Consider the following 21,018-nt stretch of genomic DNA (forward strand, 5'->3'; position numbering starts at 1 on the left):
AGGGCAGGTCGAAAGACCTGCCCTTTTCTTTTGTGCCGACTTGGTGTTTGTCTGCGCAGGTAGGCAGATTGAGGAACCCCATGTCGCTGCAGGAAATCACCGACCGTATCGCCAAGGCGGAAATTGCCAATGGACGGCCCGCCGGCGCGGTAAAGCTGATCGCCGTTTCCAAGGTTCAGCCCGATGAACGGGTTCAGGCGGTGCTGGATCAGGGCCATCGGTGTTTCGGTGAAAACCGGGTGCAGGAAGCAGCAGGAAAATGGCCCGCCTTCAAAGAGCGGTACGATGGCATTGACCTGCATCTGATCGGCCCGCTGCAAACCAACAAAGCACGTCAGGCGATGGAACTGTGCAACGCGATCCACTCGGTTGACCGCCCCAAACTTGCCAAGACACTGGCGCGTCTGGCGCAGGAACTGGGCCACTGCCCTGACCTTTTCATTCAGGTGAATACCGGGGAAGAGGAGCAGAAGGCCGGAATCATGCCGTCAGATGCGGATGCGTTTGTTGCCGAATGCCGTGACCTCGACCTGCCAATTCAGGGATTGATGTGCATTCCTCCGATAGAGGAGGAGCCTTCGCTGCACTTCGCCCTGCTGGCAAAGATCGCAGCACAAAACGGCTTGTCCGGACTTTCCATGGGCATGAGCGGGGATTTCGAGAAAGCCATCGCGCTGGGTGCAACGCATGTTCGCGTCGGTTCGGCAATTTTTGGCGAGCGCGTCAGGCCGCAGGGATAATCAATCGCGTGCCTTGGGCGACACGCCTGGCAATCCATTTCAGATGGTCCCGGCGAAAGGCCACGCAGCCTTCGGTGGGAAACCCCTGTCGCCGCCATTGATGAATAAAGATGGCCGAGCCGCGCCCTGGAATCGCGTCGGGCCAGTTCCAGTCAACGACGAGCACAAGATCGTACAAAGGGTCTGATCTGCGCAGTTTCTCGTGGCTGTGGGCGTAGGGCGCCCGTACCAGATGGTTATAACCCGCATCCTGCATGTCGTCAGACCAAAGATCCCCCGGACCGATCGGACGCGCCCATGGCACGGGCCGACAGATGCGGTCCGGCCGGTACAGCATGGCCACAATCCGGTGCGTTCCAACCGGTGTTGCGCCGTCGCCTTCGCGCTTGTCCGCGCTGATCCCGCCTTTCCCGATGGTGCAGGGGAAGACCCGGCCCAGAAACCGGACACCGCGCGGCGTCAGCACAAGATCAATTGGTGTCACAGCAGATGGCCTGACTTTGCCGCCTTGGTCGCCAGATATCCCCGATTATGCGCCGTTTCACCAACCTGCAGCGGTACCCGTTCGGTTACGGCGATTCCTGTTTTCTCCATCATCGCAATCTTTGCCGGGTTGTTGGTCAGCAGGCGGACTGCATTGAAACCAAGGGATTTCAGGATATCCGACCCCAGGCGAAAATCCCTCTCGTCATCTTCAAACCCGAGGCGGTGATTGGCCTCGACCGTGTCAAACCCTTGATCCTGCAGGAAATATGCGCGCATCTTGTTGGCCAGCCCGATGCCGCGACCCTCCTGATTGAGATACAGCAGGACGCCGGCACCTTCCGTGCCCATCTGGGCCAGGGCCCCGCGAAGCTGCGGGCCGCAGTCGCATTTCAGGCTGCCCAACAGATCGCCTGTAAAACAGGCCGAGTGCAATCTGGCCAGAACCGGCTTGCTCCGATCCGGGCGTCCGATCTCGATGGCATAATGCTCTTCTCCACCATCTTCGGGGCGGAAAATGTGCAACCGGCCTGCCTCGGACACTTCCATGGGCAGGCGCGCCGCAACGACTTCGTGCAAGGCGCTGCGGTCGGCCAGATGAGGTGCCGCGCGCGTATGATCAATGCAGGTCAGTCCATGCGCTGCCGCAAAGGCGCGGCCGTCTTCAATTGCGGTGACAACAGCGGAAGGCAACAGGCGCGCGGATTTCGTCAGCGCAATCGCGATCCGGTGCAGATTGGCATGTCCCTGACGCTCGGACATCAGGGGGCCTTTCATCGGCGCGTTCAGATCGTCTGACGGATCGGCGACGGCCTGCACCCATCCAATATCCGCATCCGCCGGAAGGATCACGCGCGCCAGATCGCCGTCATAGGCCCGCGCCTTGAGCGTTTCCGCCCGCCGTCCGGTGATCGTGACAACCGGGTCGCTGCCAAGACCCCTGAGATCGGCAAGCCTTTGCGCGCTGAGTGTTTCCGACGCCAGGGCCAACACGCTAAGTCCGCCGTCATCTGTCAGGACCACAGGCAGGCCCATGCGCAGATCTGCCCGCGCCCGTGCCAGCAATTCCGAGATGTCTGGAATGAGACTCATCCGTGTTATCCTATAACGTTTCGTCCATCAGGTAGCCTGATCCGCGGAAAATGTGAAACATTTCCTATACGTCAGACACGAGGTCGTGAGACAGTTGCAGCAAATCTTGTTGATTGCATATTCCACACGCAAGTGATGCAAAAGGCATAGGAGGACGGGAACATGGCTCAGCTCAAGAAAATTCTGCTTGTGGATGATGACGAGGATCTGCGCGAAGCTCTGAGTGAGCAGCTTGTGATGACCGAGGATTTTGATGTCTTCGAAGCATCCGACGGGTCGTCAGCCATGGAGCGCGCCCGCGAGGCGATCTACGATCTGGTGATTCTTGATGTTGGCCTTCCTGACACCGACGGGCGCGAACTATGCCGCCTGATGCGTAAACAAGGTGTCAAAAGCCCGATTCTGATGCTGACTGGCCATGACAGCGACGCCGACACCATCCTGGGTCTGGACGCCGGCGCAAATGATTACGTCTCGAAACCGTTCAAATTCCCGGTTCTTCTGGCTCGCATCCGTGCCCAGCTGCGCCAGCACGAGCAATCTGAAGATGCGGTGTTCGTCCTGGGCCCTTACACTTTTAAACCGGCGATGAAGATGCTGATCACCGAAGAGGATCGCAAAATTCGCCTGACCGAGAAAGAAACCAATATTCTCAAGTTCCTGTACCGGTCCACCGACGGCGTTGTTGCCCGTGACGTGCTGCTGCACGAGGTCTGGGGCTACAATGCAGGTGTCACAACCCACACGCTGGAAACTCATATCTATCGCCTGCGCCAGAAGATCGAGCCCGACCCGTCCAATGCACGCCTTTTGGTCACAGAATCGGGTGGCTATAGACTCGTTTCGTAACTGGGTGTGGATTGAGGTGGATCAAAGTGATACTCTGTAAACATATTTAAGGTGATCCTATCCCGCGCATGTCCGGGTCATGACATGTACCTCCCTGTTGGACTGCCGGGCCTGCGGGCCCGGCTTTTTTTATTGCAACCGAAGGTTTACGTGTGAATTTCGGCGCTCCGGCCGTGTGGTTGCGCGCTGGCATTATGTAAGTCAGTTGTCTTTCCAGCGGTCTTCATACTCTCCGAGCAATCTGGACATCGCGAGCAGTGATGCGAAAAGACGGGCGTAAACGTCCCGTGACAACATCGGTTTGTTGTCGTCCAGCAACTGCACGAGATCGCTCACACCTTCGGCAAAGGCATCGCACACCTGGTGGTCCGCGATCGTCGGGTCCAGCGTCCAGATGCCGTTCTGATCGTAGTACGCTGCAGGCTGCGGTTCGTGTTCAATCATGGTGTGGCCTCATTCATCCGATGCACACCTGTGACCGCGACATACAGCGGGCAAGCCTGTTGGCAGGAAGTCACAAGAAATTGGCAAACGCGATAAAGCAATGAAGAAAACGAGCGCCTCACATCAAATTACATGCGGGTTCTTTTTCTCATGGCACCCTGACCACCGGGGCGTTAGGTTGCACCAACCGCGATACAGGAGACCTTCTACATGCCCTTCACAATTGCCACATGGAACATCAACTCGGTCCGGCTGCGCGAACCTATCGTGTTGAAATTGCTGCGGGAAGAGGCCCCCGACGTTCTGTGTCTGCAAGAGTGCAAGTCACCGGTTGAAAAAATCCCGACCGAAGGGTTTGCCGGGTTGGGCTATACCCATCTGATCGCGCGGGGTCAGAAAGGGTATAACGGCGTGGCCATTCTGTCGCGTCTTCCGCTGGAGGAGGTGGGCGATAAGGATTTCGCCGGGCTGGGTCATGCCCGCCATATCGCCGGGCGGCTGGAAAACGGCGTGGTGATTCACAACTTCTATGTCCCGGCAGGCGGCGATGTGCCGGACCGTGAGGTGAACGAGAAATTCGGTCAGAAACTGGATTACCTGACGGACATGCGGGACTGGTTCCATTCGGAGAAACCCGAAAAATCCATCCTGGTCGGTGATCTGAACATCGCCCCGCGCGAAGATGATGTCTGGTCGCACAAACAACTGCTCAAGGTGGTGTCGCACACACCCATTGAGGTCGAGCAACTGGCCGAAACGCAGGATGCGGGCGGTTGGGTCGATGTCACACGCAATGACATCCCCGAAGGCCAGCTTTTCAGTTGGTGGTCCTATCGGGCACGGGATTGGGATGCTGCGGACAAGGGGCGGCGGCTGGATCATGTCTGGGCGACGCCTGATATTTCGAACGCGGGTCATTCCAGCCGCGTTCTGCGCGAAGCGCGCGGTTGGGAGAAACCCAGCGACCATGCGCCCGTCTTTGCGACTTTCGACCTTTGAGCCCGCAACTCTACTATTGGTTTCTGCCCTTTGTGGTTGCATATAGAGGCCAAGTTCGAACGAGAGAGTGTAAGCCATGGAACTTCTGAACGCCGCAGCCGGCGCTGATGTCACCGATCTGATCAAGGACGGAACCGAGGCCACGTTCATGGCCGATGTTGTTGAAGCGTCGCAGGAAACTCCGGTCATCGTCGATTTCTGGGCACCGTGGTGCGGGCCGTGCAAGACGCTAGGACCCCAGTTGGAAGAGGCCGTGACCGCCGCCAAGGGCGCGGTGAAGATGGTCAAGATCAATGTGGATGAGGCCCAGATGATCGCCTCGCAGATGCGCGTTCAGTCGATTCCGACCGTCTATGCGTTTTTCCAGGGCCAGCCCGTTGACGGGTTTCAGGGCGCGGTGCCGGGTTCCGAGGTCAAGGCGTTTGTGGACCGCGTGATCGAAGCGGCCGGCGGCCAAAGCCCGGGCGGACAGTTGGATGATGCCGTTCAGGCCGCCGAAGAAATGCTGGCCGAAGGGGCTGCCGTCGATGCGGCGCAGACCTTTGCCGCCATTCTGGGCGAAGATCCGAACCATGCCGGAGCCTATGGTGGTTTGGTGCGTGCGCATATCGCGTCTGGCGATCTGGAACAGGCCGAAGCCATCCTGAACGGGGCACCGGTCGAAATCTCCGGCACAGCCGAGCTTGAGGCCGCGCATGCCCAGCTGGAACTGGCCAAACAGGCAGCCGATGCAGGCCCGGTGGCCGAGCTGAGCGCCGCCGTCGAAGCCGAACCCGGCAACCATCAGGCCCGGTTCGATCTGGCGCAGGCGCTGCATGCCAATGGTGATGTCGAGGACGCGGTGGCGCAATTGCTGGAACTGTTCCGCCGGGACCGCGAATGGAACGACGGAGCCGCCAAAACCCAGCTGTTCACGATTTTCGACGCGCTCAAGCCAAACGACCCTGTGGTTCTGAACGGGCGGCGCAAGCTCAGCTCGATGATATTTGCCTAATTCCGGATCAGGGCTACACTCGGATACATGATGCATCCCGCCGATCTTCCGGAAACGGTATCCGTTTTTCCATTGCCCGGGGCGCTGCTGTTGCCCCGTTCTCGCCTGCCGCTGCACATTTTTGAGCCGCGTTATCTTCAGATGCTGGACGACGCGCTCAAGACTCAGGAACGGCTGATAGCCATGGTTCAGCCGAATCCGTGCCAAAGCGACGAAAGCAAGCTGCACCAGATCGGATGTGCCGGGCGGGTGACACAGTTTTCCGAAACGGAAGATGGCCGATATCTGATCACACTGACCGGGATTTCGCGGTTTCGGGTCAAATCCGAACTGGATGCATTTACGCCCTATCGACGGTGCTCGGTCTCGTGGGATGGGTTTGACCGCGATCTGGGCAAGGCGGAACAGGATGACGGGTTCAATCGCACAAGGTTTCTGAATCTTCTGGAGCGATTCTTTTCCTCACGCCATCTGTCGACGGATTGGGACACGTTGAAGGACGCAGATGATGAGTTGCTGGTCAACTCTCTGTCGATGCTGCTGGATTTCGACCCCGAGGACAAACAGGCTCTGCTCGAGGCGCCCTGTCTGCGCACCCGGCGTGAAACGCTTGTGACGCTGATCGAATTCGCCCTGCGCGGCGGCTCTAACGAGGAAAAACTGCAATGAGCGAACCCGACACCACTTTTGATCGCCGCATGCTCGAGGCGCTGATCTGCCCGCAAACCCATGCGACGCTGCATTTTGATGCCGAAAAGCAGGAGCTTGTGTCGAAAGCCGCAAATCTCGCCTTTCCGATCCGCAACGGCATCCCGGTGATGCTCGTGGATGAAGCACGAGAACTCGACTGATCGTCTCAGGGTGCCCGGCGGCGTTTTAGATCGCGCGCCCCTGCAGCAGTTTTGGCAGGTCTCCGGTCAGCCCGGCGGCCTCGCGCACAAAGCCCCGGCGCAACCCGGGCATAGAGCCGACGATGCCCATGCCGATGTCGCGACCGATCCGCAGCAGCGGGTTGTCGTTGGAAAACAGCTTGTTGAACACATCCGTCGCCATGGCCAATGCGGCTGTATCGAACCGCCGCCACTCCTGATAGCGTTCCAGCACCAGAACCGAGCTGAAATCCTCGCCCCGCCGTCCGGCCAGCGTCAGCACCTCGGCCAGCGCGCCGACATCACGCAATCCGGCGTTTAATCCTTGCCCCGCAATCGGGTGCATGCCGTGCGCGGCATCCCCAACGAGTGCCAACCGCTCGCCGATGAAGGAATTGGCGATGGTCAGGTTCAGCGGGTAGGTGAACCGGTCGCCCTGCAAACGGATGTCGCCCAGGAAATCCCCGAACCGGGGGCGCAGGACCTGCAGATAGTCGGCTTCTGACAGGGCGTTGATGCGCCGGGCCGTGTCGGTCCGTTCACTCCAGACAATGGAGCTGCGATTGCCGGTCAGCGGCAGAATAGCCAGTGGACCTGGCGGCATGAAGAACTGGTGGGCAATGCCGTGATGGGGCAGGTCATGTTCGATTGCGCAGACCAGCGCCGTCTGCCCATAGTCCCAGCCGGTGCGCCTGATGCCTGCCCGCGCGGCAGTGCCGCTTCGGCGCCCGTCGCATCCGACAAGCAGGCCGCCGGTCAGAACAGAGCCGTCGTCAAGCGTCAGAGACACGCCCGTTGTATCGCATTCCTGCGCAACGACTGTTTTCCCGCTCAGCTGCGTGATGCCCTTTTCCTCGGCCATCGCCTCAAGAAAGGCGCGACGCAGATGGCGGTCTTCGACCATGTAGCCCATCGGGCCTTCTTCGATCTCGGCATGGTCGAAATGCATGAAGAAGGGCGACGGGCCGGCCCCGGCATGCCCGTCGGTGACCTTGATCTCGAGCATCGGTTGCGCGTGCCCGGCAACCCTGCTCCAGACGCCGGTCGCCGCCAGCAATCTTTGCGAAGCAAGAGCAAGTGCGTAGGCCCGGCCGTCAAATGCGGCGTCCTTGCGCACGGTCTCGGCCAGCGCGTCGATTACCGTTACAGAATGCCCGGTCTGCGCCAGTGCCAGTGCCAGTGCGGGGCCGTTCAGGCCGCCGCCAACGATCAGGATATCCGAAGCCTTAGTCATGCCCCGCAATATGCGCGCCCTTTCGGGATTGTCCATGTGCGGTCGTGTCGCTACCGTCCCCTCATCGTAGATAAATGGAGGTGAGGGATGCAGGAGTGGCTGACCATGACCGCGTGCGATCTGGGGCGCGGCATCGGAATGGGGCAGATCGACCCTGTGGATCTGACCGAAACCTATCTGGCGGCCATCGACGCGCATCCGCATCGTGATCGTATTTATGCCCGCGTTACCCATGACCGCGCCCGGGCCGAAGCGAAGGCCGCAAAGGAACGAGCTGGCTTGGGGCTGCGCCGATCCCTGCTGGACGGTGTGCCAATCAGCTGGAAAGACCTGTTTGACACGGCAGGCATCGCAACCGAGGCAGGCACGGCCCTGCTGAAAGGTCGCGTTCCGGATGCCGATGCCGTGGTCGTGCGCAACGCCACCGCCATGGGAACGGTGTGTCTGGGCAAGACACATATGAGCGAGCTGGCCTTTTCCGGCCTAGGACTGAATCCCATCACCGGTACGCCGCCCTGTATTGACGATGAAGAGGCGGTGCCCGGCGGCTCATCCTCGGGCGCGGCGGCTTCGGTAGCATGGGGGCTGGCGGCTTGCGGGATCGGATCGGATACCGGCGGGTCGGTACGCATCCCGTCGGCCTGGAACAATCTGGTGGGCCTGAAAACAACAGCCGGACGCGTCAGTCTTGAGGGCACTGTGCCATTGTGCCTGCGGTTTGACACGGTTGGGCCGCTGGCCCGTTCGGTCGAGGATGCTGCGCACGTGCTGGCGTTGTTGGAAGGTGGCACTCCCGCCGACTTGCGGGGGGCCAGCCTGAAAGGGCGGCGGTTTGCCGATCTGCAGAATGTTGCCAGGGATGATTTGCGGGACGGCCCGCGCAAGGCGCTTGAGGAAGCCCTGAACCGACTGCGAGAGGCCGGCGCGCAAATCGTACCGCTGGATGTTCCTGAACTGAACGACGCCATGGGTCTGACTAGTGTAGTCTATACGACAGAAGCGTATGGGCTGTGGCGTGACGTGATCGAAGCGAACCCCGATGCCATGTATCCGGAAATTCTGGAACGATTCCGCATCGGCAAGGCGCATTCCGGCCCGGACTACGTAGCGGCCTGGTCCAGGCTCAAGGCCTGCCGCAGCGCATGGGACGCCGCAACCGCCGGGTTTGACGCGGTTCTGGCCCCGACGGCACCCATTCTGCCGCCGAATCTGGACCGTCTGATGACCGACCATGACTACTACGTCACCGAAAATCTGCTGGCCCTGCGCAACACGCGCATCGGCAATCTGATGGGTTTGGCTTCTCTGACTTTGCCCACCGGAACACCCGGTTGCGGATTGATGATGCTAGGCTATCCCGGTTCGGAAGAAGCGCTGTTACGGCTGGGATCTGCGGCCGAATCCGCGTTGGCCTGAATGCCACAATCCCCTGATTCGGCACCTCTTTGTCTGGACGAGGCGGGGTGCGCCCTGTAATCTGCCAAAAAATCGGGACAAAAACGATCCCGGCATTGAGGCAGTTGTTATGAATTTCCCCGAGCGGTTTTCGGACCTACCGGCATATGCATTCCCGCGTCTGCGCGCCCTGTTGGATCACCATCAGCCGGGCGGTGAGGTCATTCATATGACTATCGGCACGCCCATGCATAATTTCCCGGCGTGGGTGACGAATATCATCGCCGAAAACGCTGCTGATTTTCAGGGATATCCGCCGAACGAAGGTTCGCCCGCGCTGCGGGGCGCGATCACCGATTGGATCGAACGTCGTTATGGTGTTTCGCTTGATCCCGATACCAACGTGATGGCCCTGAATGGCACGCGCGAAGGTCTGTATAACGCAGCTATGGCGCTGTGCCCGGAGCAGAAGAACGGCCAGCAGCCGATCGTGCTGTGCCCGAACCCGTTTTATCAGGTCTACATGGTCGCCGCGATCTCGGTCGGGGCGCAGCCGGTTTTTGTCCCGGCCACGGCCGCCACTGGTCACTTGCCGGACTATGCCGGTCTGCCCGAGGACGTGCTGAACCGAACTGCGGTGGCCTATATCTGCTCACCCGCCAACCCGCAGGGCGCGGTTGCGTCGCGGGACTATTGGGCTGAACTGATCCGTCTGGCTGAGAGATACGATTTCCGCATCTTCGCCGACGAATGTTATTCCGAGATTTACCGCGACGAAGCTCCGACAGGTATTCTGACCGTGGCGCAGGAACTGGGAGCGGACCCTGAGCGGATCGTCCTGTTCAATTCGCTGTCCAAGCGATCCAATCTGGCCGGACTGCGTTCGGGTCTGATTGCTGGTGGACCCGAGACGATCAAAAGGGTCAAACAGCTGCGGGCCTATTCCGGCGCGCCTCTGCCAGCGCCTTTGCAGGCCGCTGCCGCCAAGGTCTGGGCGGATGAGGCGCATGTAAGGGAAAACCGCGCGCTTTATCAGGATAAATACGCCATTGCGGATGAGGTGTTCGCTGGCGTGCAGGGCTATATGCCGCCTGAGGCCGGGTTCTTCCTGTGGCTACCGGTCGAAAACGGCGAGGAAACAGCGTTGAAGCTGTGGCAGGAGACCGGGGTGCGTGTCCTGCCAGGCGCATATCTTTCTCAAGGCGATCCGGGACATAACCCGGGCGAGCAATTTATCCGGGTCGCCATGGTGGCCCCAAAAACAGAGTTGCAGCGCGGGCTGATCACGCTTCGCGACTGCATCTATTCGTGAGGTACGAGGGCAAAATGGCATCATTGAACGCGCGCAACCGCGATCCTTTACTGGACAGCACAACGCAGGCCGCGATTGAGCGGCGCAGCAAGGAATTGATCGGGATCGCCCTGATCCTGCTTGGTTTTGCGGCAGCGGCAATGATCTGGTCCTACACGCCGGATGATCCGAACTGGATGGTATCGACAGACGCGCCGGTGCAGAACTGGATGGGCCGTATCGGGGCCTCGATCGCTGCGCCTCTGTTCATGATCGTGGGCTGGGGAAGCTGGAGCATCGCTTTGGTGTTGATTGGCTGGGGCATCCGCTTTGCCGGTCACTTCGGCGAAGATCGCGCCGTTGCGCGCCTGATCTTTGCGCCGATCTGGATCGCGGTTGTATCGGTTTATGCAGCGACTTTGGTGCCGGGCGACGCATGGCGCGCCACCCACAGCTATGGTCTGGGCGGTTTGTTTGGCGATACCGTGATGGGTGCGTTGCTGACATTGTTGCCGATTTCCTCGCATTTCATGGTCAAGCTGATGTCGCTGGCGATGGCGGTGGGGATGCTGGCGCTGGGCGTTTTTGTGCTTGGGTTTACCAAAGACGACGTCCGGCGCGGGTTCCGGGCTTTCCTGCTTGGTCTTGTTCTGTCCTACGACATGCTGATGAAGGGTCTTGGCCGCAGCGCATCTGCCACGGCCCAGGCCGCGCGTGACCGCCGCGCGCGGTGGGAAGATCGCAAGGCCGCCCGGATCGAGGCTGATGACCTCGTGTTCCAGGACGATATGGATTTTGCCGATCCTGTATTCGAAGAGCCTGAATTCGGGCCCGGGCCGCAGAAAACCGGGCTGCTGGCGCGGATGCCCGCGTTGATCCGGCGACCGGAACCGATGCCGGAACCCGAGCTTGTCGACCCTGAACCGGTTGCAGGTTTCGACGAAATGCCGGGAGAGGATCGTATCCGTTCGAAAATTTCGGCAGCCGTCCGCAGCCGCCGGGTCGCCACCGGTGAGATGACGCCCGAACCCGATCCGAACCTTCCGCTGACCAAGGGCCGCGGCAGAGGGCCCGACCCACTGATCCTGAACACAGCGCGGGCCGGAGAATTGCCGCCCGAGCCACCCATTACTGCGGCCGGGTTGCCACCCGAACCGCCGTTGACTTCAGGGGCGGCGCCCGAATGGCAGGCGCCTGAGCCGAACGCGTACGTGCCTGAACCCGATCACATGCAGGGCTTTCAGCCGGAACCCGATTTTGACGACGACGACGTTTTTGAGGACGCGCCCGAACCCGCGCCAGAGCCGCGCACTGCAATGAAAATCCCGGTGGCCGAGCCTCGCAAACCGGTCGTGGCACAGCCTGTGCGCCGCAGCCCGCCTCCGTCGCGTCGTGCTCAGGCCGAAGCGCAGCCGACCTTGTCGTTCGAGGAACGGCATTCGGATTTCGAATTGCCGCCGCTGGGTCTGCTGTCCAATCCGGCCAGCATTCAGCGCCATCATCTGAGCGATGAGGCGCTGGAGGAAAACGCGCGGATGTTGGAAAACGTTCTGGACGATTATGGCGTCAAGGGTGAGATCGTCAGCGTCCGCCCTGGCCCTGTAGTGACCATGTACGAACTTGAACCGGCTCCGGGCCTGAAAGCCAGCCGTGTGATCGGTCTGGCGGACGATATCGCGCGGTCCATGTCCGCCTTGTCGGCGCGGGTTTCGACATTGCCGGGGCGTTCCGTGATCGGTATCGAACTGCCCAACGAAAATCGCGAGATGGTGGTGCTGCGCGAAATCCTCGCCAGCCGGGACTTTGGCGATGGCAACCACGCGCTGCCTCTGGCATTGGGCAAGGATATTGGCGGGGAATCCGTCGTGGCGAACCTGGCCAAGATGCCTCACCTGCTGATCGCGGGTACCACGGGCTCCGGTAAGTCGGTGGCGATCAACACCATGATCCTGTCGCTGCTGTATAAGCTGACGCCGGATGAATGCCGCCTTATTATGATCGACCCAAAGATGCTGGAGCTGTCCGTTTATGACGGCATCCCGCATCTGCTGTCCCCGGTTGTGACCGACCCGAAAAAGGCGGTTGTGGCTCTGAAATGGGTCGTGGGCGAGATGGAGGACCGCTATCGCAAGATGTCCAAAATGGGCGTGCGCAATATCGCGGGCTACAACGGCCGCGTGAAGGACGCGCTGGCCAAGGGCGAACTGTTCAGCCGCACGGTCCAGACCGGGTTTGACGATGACACCGGCGAACCCACATTCGAGACCGAAGAATTCGCGCCCGAGGCGATGCCCTACATCGTCGTCATCGTCGACGAGATGGCCGACCTGATGATGGTCGCGGGCAAGGAAATCGAAGCCTGCATTCAGCGACTTGCACAGATGGCGCGGGCTTCGGGTATTCACCTGATCATGGCCACGCAACGTCCGTCGGTCGACGTGATCACCGGTACGATCAAGGCGAACTTCCCGACGCGGATTTCGTTCCAGGTGACCTCGAAAGTCGACAGCCGTACCATCCTTGGTGAAATGGGGGCTGAGCAACTGTTGGGGCAGGGCGACATGCTCTACATGGCGGGTGGGGCCAAGATCACCCGCTGCCATGGGCCATTCGTTTCGGACGAAGAAGTCGAGGAAATCGTCAACCACCTGAAACAGTTCGGCCCACCGGACTACATGAGTGGGGTGGTCGATGGCCCGGCAGAGGAAACGGCTGACAATATCGACGCTGTTCTGGGCCTGAATACCGGTGGAAACACCAACGGTGAGGATGCCCTGTACGATCAGGCAGTCGGGATTGTAATCAAGGATCGCAAATGCTCGACCTCGTACATTCAGCGGAAACTTGCCATTGGCTACAACAAGGCCGCGCGGCTTGTTGAGCAGATGGAAGACGAAGGCGTTGTTTCGTCAGCAAATCACGTCGGCAAACGCGAAATCCTCGTCCCCGAGCAGTAGGATATTTAATAACAAGGGCAAAGCGCTTATCTGGTGTCTCATGAAACAGATAGCCTTTGCCCTTGCTTTGACACTGGCCGCGCCTGCGGCCTGGGCGGCAGACAAACTGCCATTGTCGCAGATTTCAAAATACCTGAACGATATGAAAACCGTTCAGACGTCGTTCACTCAGGTCAACGATGACGGATCGCTAAGTACCGGAAAGCTTTGGATTCAACGCCCCGGCAAGATGCGGTTCGAATATGACCCCCCCAATGATGCCGTCGTTCTGGCGCGCTCCGGATCCGTGATGATCTTTGATCCGAAATCAAACCAGCCGCCCGAGCAATACCCGCTGAACCGGACACCGTTGTCACTGGTGCTGAAGCGAAATGTAAATCTGGGTGAGGCGAATATGGTGGTGGGGCACGAGTTTGACGGGACCGCCACAATCGTTACGGCGCAGGACCCCAAAAACCCCGACGCAGGCCGGATCGAGCTGATGTTTACAGGCGATCCCATTGAGCTGCGTAAATGGGTGATTCACGACAATGCCGGGGGGCAGACCACGGTCCTGCTGGGCGCATTGGAAACAGACGGACGCTTGAACCAGAGCCTGTTCTCACGCCCGAATTAGGACAGGCCGGGTAACTGCCGGCCTGCGCAATGGTGTCAGACTCGGCAGGACGCCAGCTGGGCCTGATAAAGACGCGCACGCGCATCGACATCATCCGCCACGTTCAGCAACCAGGATTTACCGTTGTAGGTGCCACGCGCAAAGCCGGCGTGACCTTCGTGATAGGCCAGGTACTGGTTGCGGGTGTCGCTGGGGTGGATGCCGTTGCGTTCGTAGCTTTTGTTCATGTACCAGCCGATGAAGTCCGACGCGTCGCGAATGCGATCCCGCTTGGCGCGCCGTTTTCCGGTTTCGCGCTGATATTGCTCCCACGTGCCATCAAGGGCCTGGCTGAAGCCGTAGGCGCTGCTCTGACGGCCTAGCGGGATCACTCCCAGTGCGTATTTGTGCGGGGTTCGTGCATCGTGGCGATAGCGGCTTTCCTGATAGATTGTCGCCATCTGAACGTGAATGGGCACCCCCCATTTCCGTTCGGTGGATTTGAACGCCTTGATATAGTCCGGCCTTTCGCGCGCAATACTGCACGCGTCATTCAATCTGCTGGGCGGTTGCTTGGAACCACCCCCACAGGATGCCAAAAGCAGCACCCCAAGGAGTACAACTAGAATTCTGCTCATGTGCCTCGTGCCTTTTTTGTTCATTCTAGCGCAGATTGTAGTTTGAGGAAATCACTTTCGTTACAGAACAATAGCCAGAATGACAGGTAATGCCCCCACGGAAAGAAGAGTCGAGACCATGACCATTCCGGCAACCGCGTCTGAATCGGCCTTGAACCGCTCGGCCAGAAGGTACGATGTGACTGCCACCGGGGTGCACATCTGTAAGACCAGCACACCGAATGCCACGGCCCCAAGATCGAACGTCACTGCAACGGTCCAGCCCAAAACAAAGCAAACGCCAAGCTTCAAAACTGACAGCCAGATTGCCTGCCCCAGCCTGTCGGTGGTCAGCCGTGCAATCGCGACGCCGAGCGTGATCAGCATCATGGGCACCGCCATCTGCCCCAGCAGCTCAAGCGTATTGGTCAGAAACAAGGGCGTTTCCCAGCCTTGCCACAAAAACAGGGCGCCAAACAGCGTTGCCCAGACCATCGGCTCGCGTATGACTTTGCCAAACGCGCCTTTTCCGGCCACCAGATAGATTCCGTAAGTGAATGAAAACAGGGCCGTGACCGCAAGAAAGATCACCGCATAGCCCAGTCCGGCCTGCCCGAATGCAAAAATACACAGAGGCAGCCCAAGATTTCCGGTATTCCCGAAAATGAGCGGCGACAGATACGTGCGCTGCTCCAGTTTCAAAAGATGAACGGTCACTTTGAAGACCACGGCAAGTGCCAGATTCCCGGCAATGGTGGCCAGCGTGAACCGTGACAGATCCCCGCCCGGAATTTCGGTCTGCATCAGGGCGACGAAGATCAGACTTGGCACGGCCAGTGTCATCGCAAACCGTGTCACGAACTGCAAACGGTACTCGAATCCCAGCCTGACCCAGGTAAACCCAATCCCTGAAAGCAAAAATACCGGAGCGACAATTTCGAACACTGTCAGTAGTAGGTTCACAGACTGTTTCCCTGAATTTCAGATCAATGATTGGCATTTTGGCCCGGAAAGAGGTAGTAAGACCTCCGGGGGCTGAAACAATGCTGAAGACAAATGCCAAATACGGCTTGGGCCAGGTGGTCCGCCATAAGAAACATCCCTTTCGAGGGGTGATTTTTGACGTGGATCCGGAGTTCTCGAATACGGAAGAATGGTATCAGGCGATTCCTGAAGACAGTCGGCCGATAAAGGATCAGCCGTTTTATCACCTGCTGGCTGAAAACGACCAATCCTTCTATGTTGCTTATGTTTCAGAACAAAATCTGGTTGCCGACCAGTCCGGAGAGCCGGTTGAGCACCCCGACATTCCCAACATGTTCGGCCCGTTCGAGGATGGCGCGTATCCGCTGCACTTTCATCTGAACTGATAACCGCATAGCTGCCGCCTTCCGGTCGCCGAAACTCAATACCCAAGCGCACATCCGTCTTTTCTGGGGTCACTAGCCCCCTCAAGAACACCGCTTTCACAGATTCGGATCGCCTGTGCACCGCCGAGGGGTGTGTCAGGAATTGAAACAGTGTGGCCAATGTCAGACAATTGTTGCGCTACTGCTTGCGGATATCCGCGTTCCAGTTTCAGTACCCCACCATCGGCAAAGGCGCGCGGCGCATCAATGCAGCCCTGAAGACTCAAATCAAAATCGACAAGATTGGACAGGAATCTGGCGTGTCCGGTCGGCTGGTAGGCCCCGCCCATGACACCGAATGGCATCACTACCCGGCCGTCCTGTTTCAGCATCCCGGGAATGATCGTGTGCATCGGGCGTTTTCCACCGCCCAGCTCATTGGGGTGCCCGCCTTGCAGCGTAAAGCCCGCCCCGCGGTTCTGCAGCAGAATGCCATATTTTTCAGACGCGATCCCTGATCCGAAGCTGTGGAAGATCGAGTAGATGAGAGATACGGACATCCGGTCCCGGTCGACCACCGTGATATAGACGGTATCCTTGTGAACGGACTCGGTCAGCCGTGCGGCGGCCGCCATTGCGCTTTTGGGATCGATAAGCGCTGCCAGCCTGTCTGCAATATCCTGATCGGTGAAACGTTCGGCCCTGGCCGTATGATCGGGGTCCGCAATGAATCGGTTGCGGGCATCGTAGGCCAATTTGGTGGCCTCGGCCTCGATATGAACCCTTTGCGCACCAAAAGGGTCCATCCCGGCCAGATCAAAGTTCTTCAGAATATTGAGCAACAGGATCGCAGTCGCCCCTTGCCCATTGGGCGGGTGTTCGACAAGGTCCGTGCCTTTGTAGTGCCCGCTCATTGGGTTGGTTTGCGTCCATCTGGTGGCTTGAAAGTCGTCTGATGTGTGGACCCCACCCAGTGTGTTCAAGGCGGAAATCATGTCTTGCGCGATGTCACCGGTGTAGAATGCTTCGCGCCCGTGACGAGCAATTTGGCGCAGAATCTCCGCCTGACCCGGAGCGCGAAAGACCTGACCTGTTTCCGGGGCCTTGCCATCGATCAGATAGTGGTCGCGGGCCGCACCCTGCAATACAGCCGCGCCGGATTTCCAGTCGAAGGCCACTCGTGCGGCCACCGGAACACCGGTCTCCGCGTAGTCGATGGACGGTTGCAAAATCGCCTCAAGCCCCAGCCGTCCTTCCGTTTCCGCCAGGTGGCAAAACGCATCAACAGCACCCGGAACTGTCACCGCATCCGGAGTGTTCAGGGGCACGGTCTTCAGGTCCTTTGCGCGCAACGCCTCTGCATCTGCTGCTTGGGGCGCGCGGCCTGAACCGTTCAGCGCGCGAATTTCGTTCTCGCCTGCGCGATTGAACAGGACAAAACAATCGCCACCCAGACCGGTCATTTGTGGTTCGCAAATACCCAGCAAAACCGCACCGGCGATGGCGGCGTCCATCGCGTTTCCGCCCTGCGCCAGTATGTCCAGCGCCACCTTGGCCGCCAAAGGGTGTGACGTCGCACACATGCCTTCGGTCGCCAGTACTTCGGAACGTCCGGGTTTGTGCAAATCGCGCATGACGGGCCTCTCCTCATTGAACGCGCAGACCGTATCGCGCGGCAGAGGAATGTCCAGTCAACTTGAGGGGAGGTTCCTCGGCGCCGGTCACTGGGTGGGGGCTGTGATGCTAGGCGCCGAGGGAAGCTATCTGAGCTACAAGACCCTTTTGCCAATTATTTGCGGCGCGACAATGTTTCGATCTGGGCCTTATTGTGGCCATTTTGGGTCAATTCGCCTCATCCGGGAAATCGAAGCGCAAAGACAACCTATTGCACCCTTCGCGCCGTTCATAATGGATGGCGCTGGTCAATTGGTGAATCAGGAACCATCCGAATCCCCCTTCGGGCAGACTCTGTCTGGTTGCGTTGACGTCCGCCGGAATAACATCGGGCACTCGACGCCCCGGCAAAGGGTTGCCGGTATCCGTAATGATAATAACAAGCCGATCCCTGTGCCGGCGGCACCTGACAAGAACACGGGCTGGGCGATGCCTGCATAGGCATGTTCAACCAGGTTGTTTATCGCCTCGGCCAGCGCGATTTTGACGTCGCTTGCCTTTGGTGCGGGCAATCCGCGCTCGGCGAGGCCGGCGCTAAGACGGGCGATACCCATGCTCGCCTCAGCTTCGGTTGCGGCAAAGCTCAGTTCCAGAAAGTCATGATCATGAACAGAAGCCACGCGAATGGTTTCCTTTGCAACTTTAATCCGCAGTCGGCGTCAGGGCGTCTTCCAGCGTCGCAAATAATCGAAAAACTGTATCCATGCGGGTCAGCCGAAATACTTTCTCGACAAACGGATGCAGACCCGCCAGATCCAGGCTGCGGTCATCGCCAAGCTGTTTCATGGATGCGACGATGGCACCCAGTCCGCTGGAATCGATGAATTCGACATCCGACAGGTCCAGCACCACCCGGCCCGCGCAGCCGTCGGTCTGATTGCGCATATCTTCCTTGAACTGTATCGCAATGGCGGCGTCGATCCGGTCTGCCTGAACCTTGATCACCTGCGTCTCACCGGTTGCCGTACTGATCAGACCCATGTCCAATTGCCCTCCAGAATGAAAAATCCTCGTAGAAATACGCTAGACGGCAATTCTTACCATTCGGTATTCAGAACCCGGAAAACGAGAAGGAGAATCCGGATGAAGCAGGTCGTGATCGCGGGTGCAGCCCGCACACCAATGGGCGGGTTTCAGGGCATGTTCGATGGGGTTGCGGCGGCCGATCTGGGTGGCACGGCCATTCGAGCGGCCATGAAGGGGGCCGGAGTACAGACCGTGGACGAGGTTCTGATGGGCTGCGTTCTGCCCGCCGGTCAGGGACAGGCTCCGGCGCGGCAGGCCGGTTTCGCCGCCGGTTTGGGCGAAGACGTGCCCGCAACGACCCTGAACAAGATGTGCGGGTCCGGGATGAAGGCGGCGATGATGGCGTTTGACCAGATTGCGCTGGGTCATGCCGACACCATGGTCGCGGGCGGTATGGAAAGCATGACAAACGCCCCCTACTTGCTGCCCAAAATGCGCCGCGGGGCGCGAATCGGTCACGGTCAGGTGGTGGACCACATGTTTCTGGACGGGCTTGAGGACGCGTATGACAAGGGCCGCCTGATGGGCACCTTCGCCGAAGACTGCGCCGAGGCCTATCAATTCACGCGTGAGGCACAGGACGAATACGCGCTGCAGTCTCTGTCCAACGCGCTGGCCGCTCAGGAAAACGGGGCGTTTGACGGCGAAATTGCGCCGCACGTCGTGCGGACCCGCAAAGGTGAATTCACACAAGATATTGACGAACAGCCAAAATCGGCGCGGCCGGAAAAGATTCCGACCCTGAAACCCGCGTTTCGCAAGGACGGGACCGTAACAGCCGCCAACTCCTCATCGATCTCCGATGGTGCGGCGGCGCTGGTTCTTGCCTCCGCCGAAGTGGCCGAGGCGCAGAGCCTGAACGTTCGTGCGCGCATCCTCGGGCATGCCAGCCACGCGCAGGCTCCGGGCCTCTTTACGACCGCTCCGGTTCCGGCGGCGCAAAAGCTGCTGTCCCGCATCGGATGGAGCAAGGATGACGTCGATCTGTGGGAGGTGAACGAAGCCTTCGCCGTCGTTCCCATGGCGTTCATGCGCGAAATGGGTTTGCCGCGTGAAAAAGTGAATGTGAATGGTGGCGCCTGCGCCCTGGGTCATCCGATCGGCGCATCAGGTGCCCGAATCATGGTGACGCTGCTCAATGCTCTGGAAAAACGAAACCTCAAGCGGGGTGTGGCAGCCATCTGCATCGGCGGCGGCGAAGGCACCGCAATAGCAATCGAACGGGTTTGACCCTTCATCTTTTTCCAAATACTCCGGGGGTGAATTGAGTCAACGGCTCAAGAGGGGGCAGCGCCCCCTTTACCCACCACAGACGGGACTTCCACCATGACAGCAGACTACACCATGCTGGCCAGAACCATTGCCGCTCTGACCGAAGGCGAAAGTGACGAGGTTGCACTGATGGCCACCGTCGCCTGCGAGGTGCATCATTCCGACGACCGGTTCAACTGGACCGGGTTTTATCGGGTGACCGAACCGGGGTTGCTGAAAATCGGCCCTTACCAGGGGGGGCATGGATGTCTGGTCATTCCCTTCGACCGGGGTGTTTGTGGTGCGGCTGCGCGCACAGGGCAGGTGCAGCTTGTTCCGGATGTCGACGCGTTCCCGGGGCATATCGCCTGCGCGTCCTCAACCCGATCCGAACTGGTCCTGCCTGTTCACAATGCCGCAGGTGAGGTAATCGCGGTTTTCGACATCGACAGCGATCTGCCCGATGCGTTTTCGGAGGATGACGCCGAATACCTGACGGAGATATTGTCCAAAACTTTCGCGCGAGCCTGATGGAAACGCAGGGGGCGAAAGGCCCACTCTCGGACTTCGACATTTTGCTTCACGCAAAGACCCGCTAAACTCCGAAGGCCTCGAAACCTGGCGGGTCCGGCATGATTCCACACCAATTCTCTACTCAACGGCTTTCGGTCAGCCACTGGAAAGACCATCTTGCCGAACCGCACTTGCGGCGCAAGCTAGCTGACGATCTTGCCGCGCTACTGACCCCTGCGGTCTTGAAAAACCTGCCGCCGCCCATGCAGTTGCGGGACCGGGACATCTCAGCCTGGATCGAGGCTCGTCACGCCGAAAGCGACATTCTGCTGGTGCGTCAAAGCAGCGACAATAAGCTGATCGGACTGATGGTGCTGGCCGTGGATTTGGACGGTGATGCGCCTCCGAGTGTCCATATCGGCTATCTGATTGCAGAAATTGCCTGGGGAAACGGCTATGCCTCCGAACTGTTAAAGGGGCTTCAGACCGCAGTGCTGTCAGGCCCTGCCATGCGACTCGTTGCCGGTGTCGGTCGCGACAATCCAGCCTCTGCCCGCGTGCTTCGGAAAGCAGGCTTTGAACTTTTGACGGAACGCTGTTCCGCCACCACCGAGATTTATGTCCGCAACATCGGCTGACTGACGGT

At 59.4% G+C, this 21,018-nt stretch carries 23 protein-coding genes and 1 pseudogene; 14 read left to right on the plus strand and 10 right to left on the minus strand.

Annotated elements, in window-relative coordinates; translation table 11 throughout:
* Positions 1-80 precede the first annotated feature (80 nt).
* Complete coding sequence (locus tag ACR0MI_RS08185; RefSeq protein WP_170614242.1) at positions 81-740, plus strand: YggS family pyridoxal phosphate-dependent enzyme; 660 nt, start codon at positions 81-83, stop codon at positions 738-740.
* Here ACR0MI_RS08185 and ACR0MI_RS08190 read toward each other — a convergent pair.
* Positions 724-1,224 (minus strand): L,D-transpeptidase family protein, encoded by a 501-nt coding sequence (locus ACR0MI_RS08190; RefSeq protein ID WP_170619279.1) that lies wholly within the window; start codon positions 1,222-1,224, stop codon positions 724-726. The genes ACR0MI_RS08185 and ACR0MI_RS08190 overlap by 17 nt on opposite strands.
* Complete coding sequence (gene ribA, locus ACR0MI_RS08195; protein WP_170816959.1) at positions 1,221-2,315, minus strand: GTP cyclohydrolase II; 1,095 nt, start codon at positions 2,313-2,315, stop codon at positions 1,221-1,223. The genes ACR0MI_RS08190 and ribA overlap by 4 nt, the downstream gene beginning before the upstream one ends.
* A 162-nt stretch (positions 2,316-2,477) precedes the next feature.
* Between ribA and ACR0MI_RS08200 the strand changes: the two genes are divergently transcribed.
* Positions 2,478-3,164 (plus strand): response regulator transcription factor, encoded by a 687-nt coding sequence (locus ACR0MI_RS08200; RefSeq protein WP_050605036.1) that lies wholly within the window; start codon positions 2,478-2,480, stop codon positions 3,162-3,164.
* 201 nt (positions 3,165-3,365) lie between these two features.
* Here the strand turns inward: ACR0MI_RS08200 and ACR0MI_RS08205 are convergent, their stop codons facing one another.
* On the minus strand, positions 3,366-3,608 hold the full coding sequence (locus tag ACR0MI_RS08205; RefSeq protein ID WP_170816958.1) for a hypothetical protein: 243 nt from the start codon (positions 3,606-3,608) through the stop codon (positions 3,366-3,368).
* 210 nt (positions 3,609-3,818) lie between these two features.
* Between ACR0MI_RS08205 and ACR0MI_RS08210 the strand changes: the two genes are divergently transcribed.
* The 4 genes from ACR0MI_RS08210 to ACR0MI_RS08225 all read left to right on the plus strand — a co-directional run bounded on the left by ACR0MI_RS08210 (position 3,819) and on the right by ACR0MI_RS08225 (position 6,452).
* Positions 3,819-4,607 (plus strand): exodeoxyribonuclease III, encoded by a 789-nt coding sequence (locus ACR0MI_RS08210; protein WP_170816957.1) that lies wholly within the window; start codon positions 3,819-3,821, stop codon positions 4,605-4,607.
* Between the two features lie 76 nt (positions 4,608-4,683).
* Entirely contained in the window at positions 4,684-5,601 is a 918-nt protein-coding gene (gene trxA, locus ACR0MI_RS08215) for a thioredoxin (protein ID WP_170614248.1), read from the plus strand.
* 27 nt (positions 5,602-5,628) lie between these two features.
* The gene (locus ACR0MI_RS08220; protein WP_170619278.1) at positions 5,629-6,270 is read left to right on the plus strand and encodes an LON peptidase substrate-binding domain-containing protein; all 642 of its coding nucleotides are present in this window, start codon (positions 5,629-5,631) and stop codon (positions 6,268-6,270) included.
* The gene (locus ACR0MI_RS08225) at positions 6,267-6,452 is read left to right on the plus strand and encodes a Trm112 family protein (RefSeq protein ID WP_170816956.1); all 186 of its coding nucleotides are present in this window, start codon (positions 6,267-6,269) and stop codon (positions 6,450-6,452) included. The genes ACR0MI_RS08220 and ACR0MI_RS08225 overlap by 4 nt, the downstream gene beginning before the upstream one ends.
* A gap of 25 nt (positions 6,453-6,477) precedes the next feature.
* Here ACR0MI_RS08225 and ACR0MI_RS08230 read toward each other — a convergent pair whose 3' ends face one another.
* Positions 6,478-7,704 carry an FAD-dependent monooxygenase gene (locus tag ACR0MI_RS08230; protein WP_170614450.1) on the minus strand — a complete coding sequence of 409 codons (1,227 nt, stop codon included), beginning with the start codon at positions 7,702-7,704 and terminating at the stop codon, positions 6,478-6,480.
* A gap of 87 nt (positions 7,705-7,791) precedes the next feature.
* Between ACR0MI_RS08230 and ACR0MI_RS08235 the strand changes: the two genes are divergently transcribed.
* The 4 genes from ACR0MI_RS08235 to ACR0MI_RS08250 all read left to right on the plus strand — a co-directional run bounded on the left by ACR0MI_RS08235 (position 7,792) and on the right by ACR0MI_RS08250 (position 13,963).
* Positions 7,792-9,120 carry an amidase family protein gene (locus tag ACR0MI_RS08235; protein WP_170614251.1) on the plus strand — a complete coding sequence of 443 codons (1,329 nt, stop codon included), beginning with the start codon at positions 7,792-7,794 and terminating at the stop codon, positions 9,118-9,120.
* A 109-nt stretch (positions 9,121-9,229) separates the two neighbouring features.
* Positions 9,230-10,411, plus strand: a complete 1,182-nt coding sequence (locus tag ACR0MI_RS08240) for an aminotransferase class I/II-fold pyridoxal phosphate-dependent enzyme (RefSeq protein ID WP_170614252.1) — start codon at positions 9,230-9,232, stop codon at positions 10,409-10,411.
* A gap of 14 nt (positions 10,412-10,425) precedes the next feature.
* On the plus strand, positions 10,426-13,347 hold the full coding sequence (locus ACR0MI_RS08245) for a DNA translocase FtsK 4TM domain-containing protein (RefSeq protein ID WP_170614253.1): 2,922 nt from the start codon (positions 10,426-10,428) through the stop codon (positions 13,345-13,347).
* A gap of 40 nt (positions 13,348-13,387) precedes the next feature.
* Complete coding sequence (locus ACR0MI_RS08250) at positions 13,388-13,963, plus strand: LolA family protein (protein ID WP_170614254.1); 576 nt, start codon at positions 13,388-13,390, stop codon at positions 13,961-13,963.
* Between the two features lie 35 nt (positions 13,964-13,998).
* Here the strand turns inward: ACR0MI_RS08250 and ACR0MI_RS08255 are convergent, their stop codons facing one another.
* Both ACR0MI_RS08255 and ACR0MI_RS08260 read right to left on the minus strand, forming a co-directional pair.
* Positions 13,999-14,580 carry a transglycosylase SLT domain-containing protein gene (locus ACR0MI_RS08255; RefSeq protein ID WP_170614255.1) on the minus strand — a complete coding sequence of 194 codons (582 nt, stop codon included), beginning with the start codon at positions 14,578-14,580 and terminating at the stop codon, positions 13,999-14,001.
* A gap of 60 nt (positions 14,581-14,640) precedes the next feature.
* The gene (locus ACR0MI_RS08260; RefSeq protein ID WP_170614256.1) at positions 14,641-15,522 is read right to left on the minus strand and encodes an AEC family transporter; all 882 of its coding nucleotides are present in this window, start codon (positions 15,520-15,522) and stop codon (positions 14,641-14,643) included.
* 80 nt (positions 15,523-15,602) lie between these two features.
* On the opposite strand from ACR0MI_RS08260, the gene hspQ reads away from it, so the two are divergent.
* A complete protein-coding gene (gene hspQ, locus ACR0MI_RS08265) occupies positions 15,603-15,929 on the plus strand; it encodes a heat shock protein HspQ (protein ID WP_170614257.1) in 327 nt (108 codons plus the stop codon).
* A gap of 35 nt (positions 15,930-15,964) precedes the next feature.
* On the opposite strand, the gene ACR0MI_RS08270 is transcribed toward hspQ, so the two are convergent.
* The 4 genes and pseudogenes from ACR0MI_RS08270 to ACR0MI_RS08285 form a co-directional block, all read right to left on the minus strand.
* Entirely contained in the window at positions 15,965-17,542 is a 1,578-nt protein-coding gene (locus ACR0MI_RS08270) for a gamma-glutamyltransferase family protein (protein WP_170614258.1), read from the minus strand.
* Between the two features lie 208 nt (positions 17,543-17,750).
* Entirely contained in the window at positions 17,751-17,933 is a 183-nt protein-coding gene (locus ACR0MI_RS08275; protein WP_480552851.1) for an ATP-binding protein, read from the minus strand.
* A 116-nt stretch (positions 17,934-18,049) separates the two neighbouring features.
* Positions 18,050-18,136 (minus strand): annotated as a pseudogene (locus tag ACR0MI_RS08280) (ATP-binding protein); the annotation flags it as partial.
* Between the two features lie 88 nt (positions 18,137-18,224).
* Positions 18,225-18,563 (minus strand): STAS domain-containing protein, encoded by a 339-nt coding sequence (locus ACR0MI_RS08285; RefSeq protein WP_170614259.1) that lies wholly within the window; start codon positions 18,561-18,563, stop codon positions 18,225-18,227.
* Between the two features lie 102 nt (positions 18,564-18,665).
* Between ACR0MI_RS08285 and ACR0MI_RS08290 the strand changes: the two genes are divergently transcribed.
* The 3 genes from ACR0MI_RS08290 (at position 18,666) to ACR0MI_RS08300 (ending at position 21,010) form a co-directional block, all read left to right on the plus strand.
* The gene (locus ACR0MI_RS08290) at positions 18,666-19,838 is read left to right on the plus strand and encodes an acetyl-CoA C-acyltransferase (RefSeq protein ID WP_170614260.1); all 1,173 of its coding nucleotides are present in this window, start codon (positions 18,666-18,668) and stop codon (positions 19,836-19,838) included.
* 96 nt (positions 19,839-19,934) lie between these two features.
* Positions 19,935-20,390, plus strand: a complete 456-nt coding sequence (locus ACR0MI_RS08295; RefSeq protein WP_170614261.1) for a GAF domain-containing protein — start codon at positions 19,935-19,937, stop codon at positions 20,388-20,390.
* Between the two features lie 101 nt (positions 20,391-20,491).
* On the plus strand, positions 20,492-21,010 hold the full coding sequence (locus ACR0MI_RS08300; protein WP_170614262.1) for a GNAT family N-acetyltransferase: 519 nt from the start codon (positions 20,492-20,494) through the stop codon (positions 21,008-21,010).
* Positions 21,011-21,018 lie beyond the last annotated feature (8 nt).

It is taken from the genome of Ruegeria sp. D4, assembly GCF_056534475.1.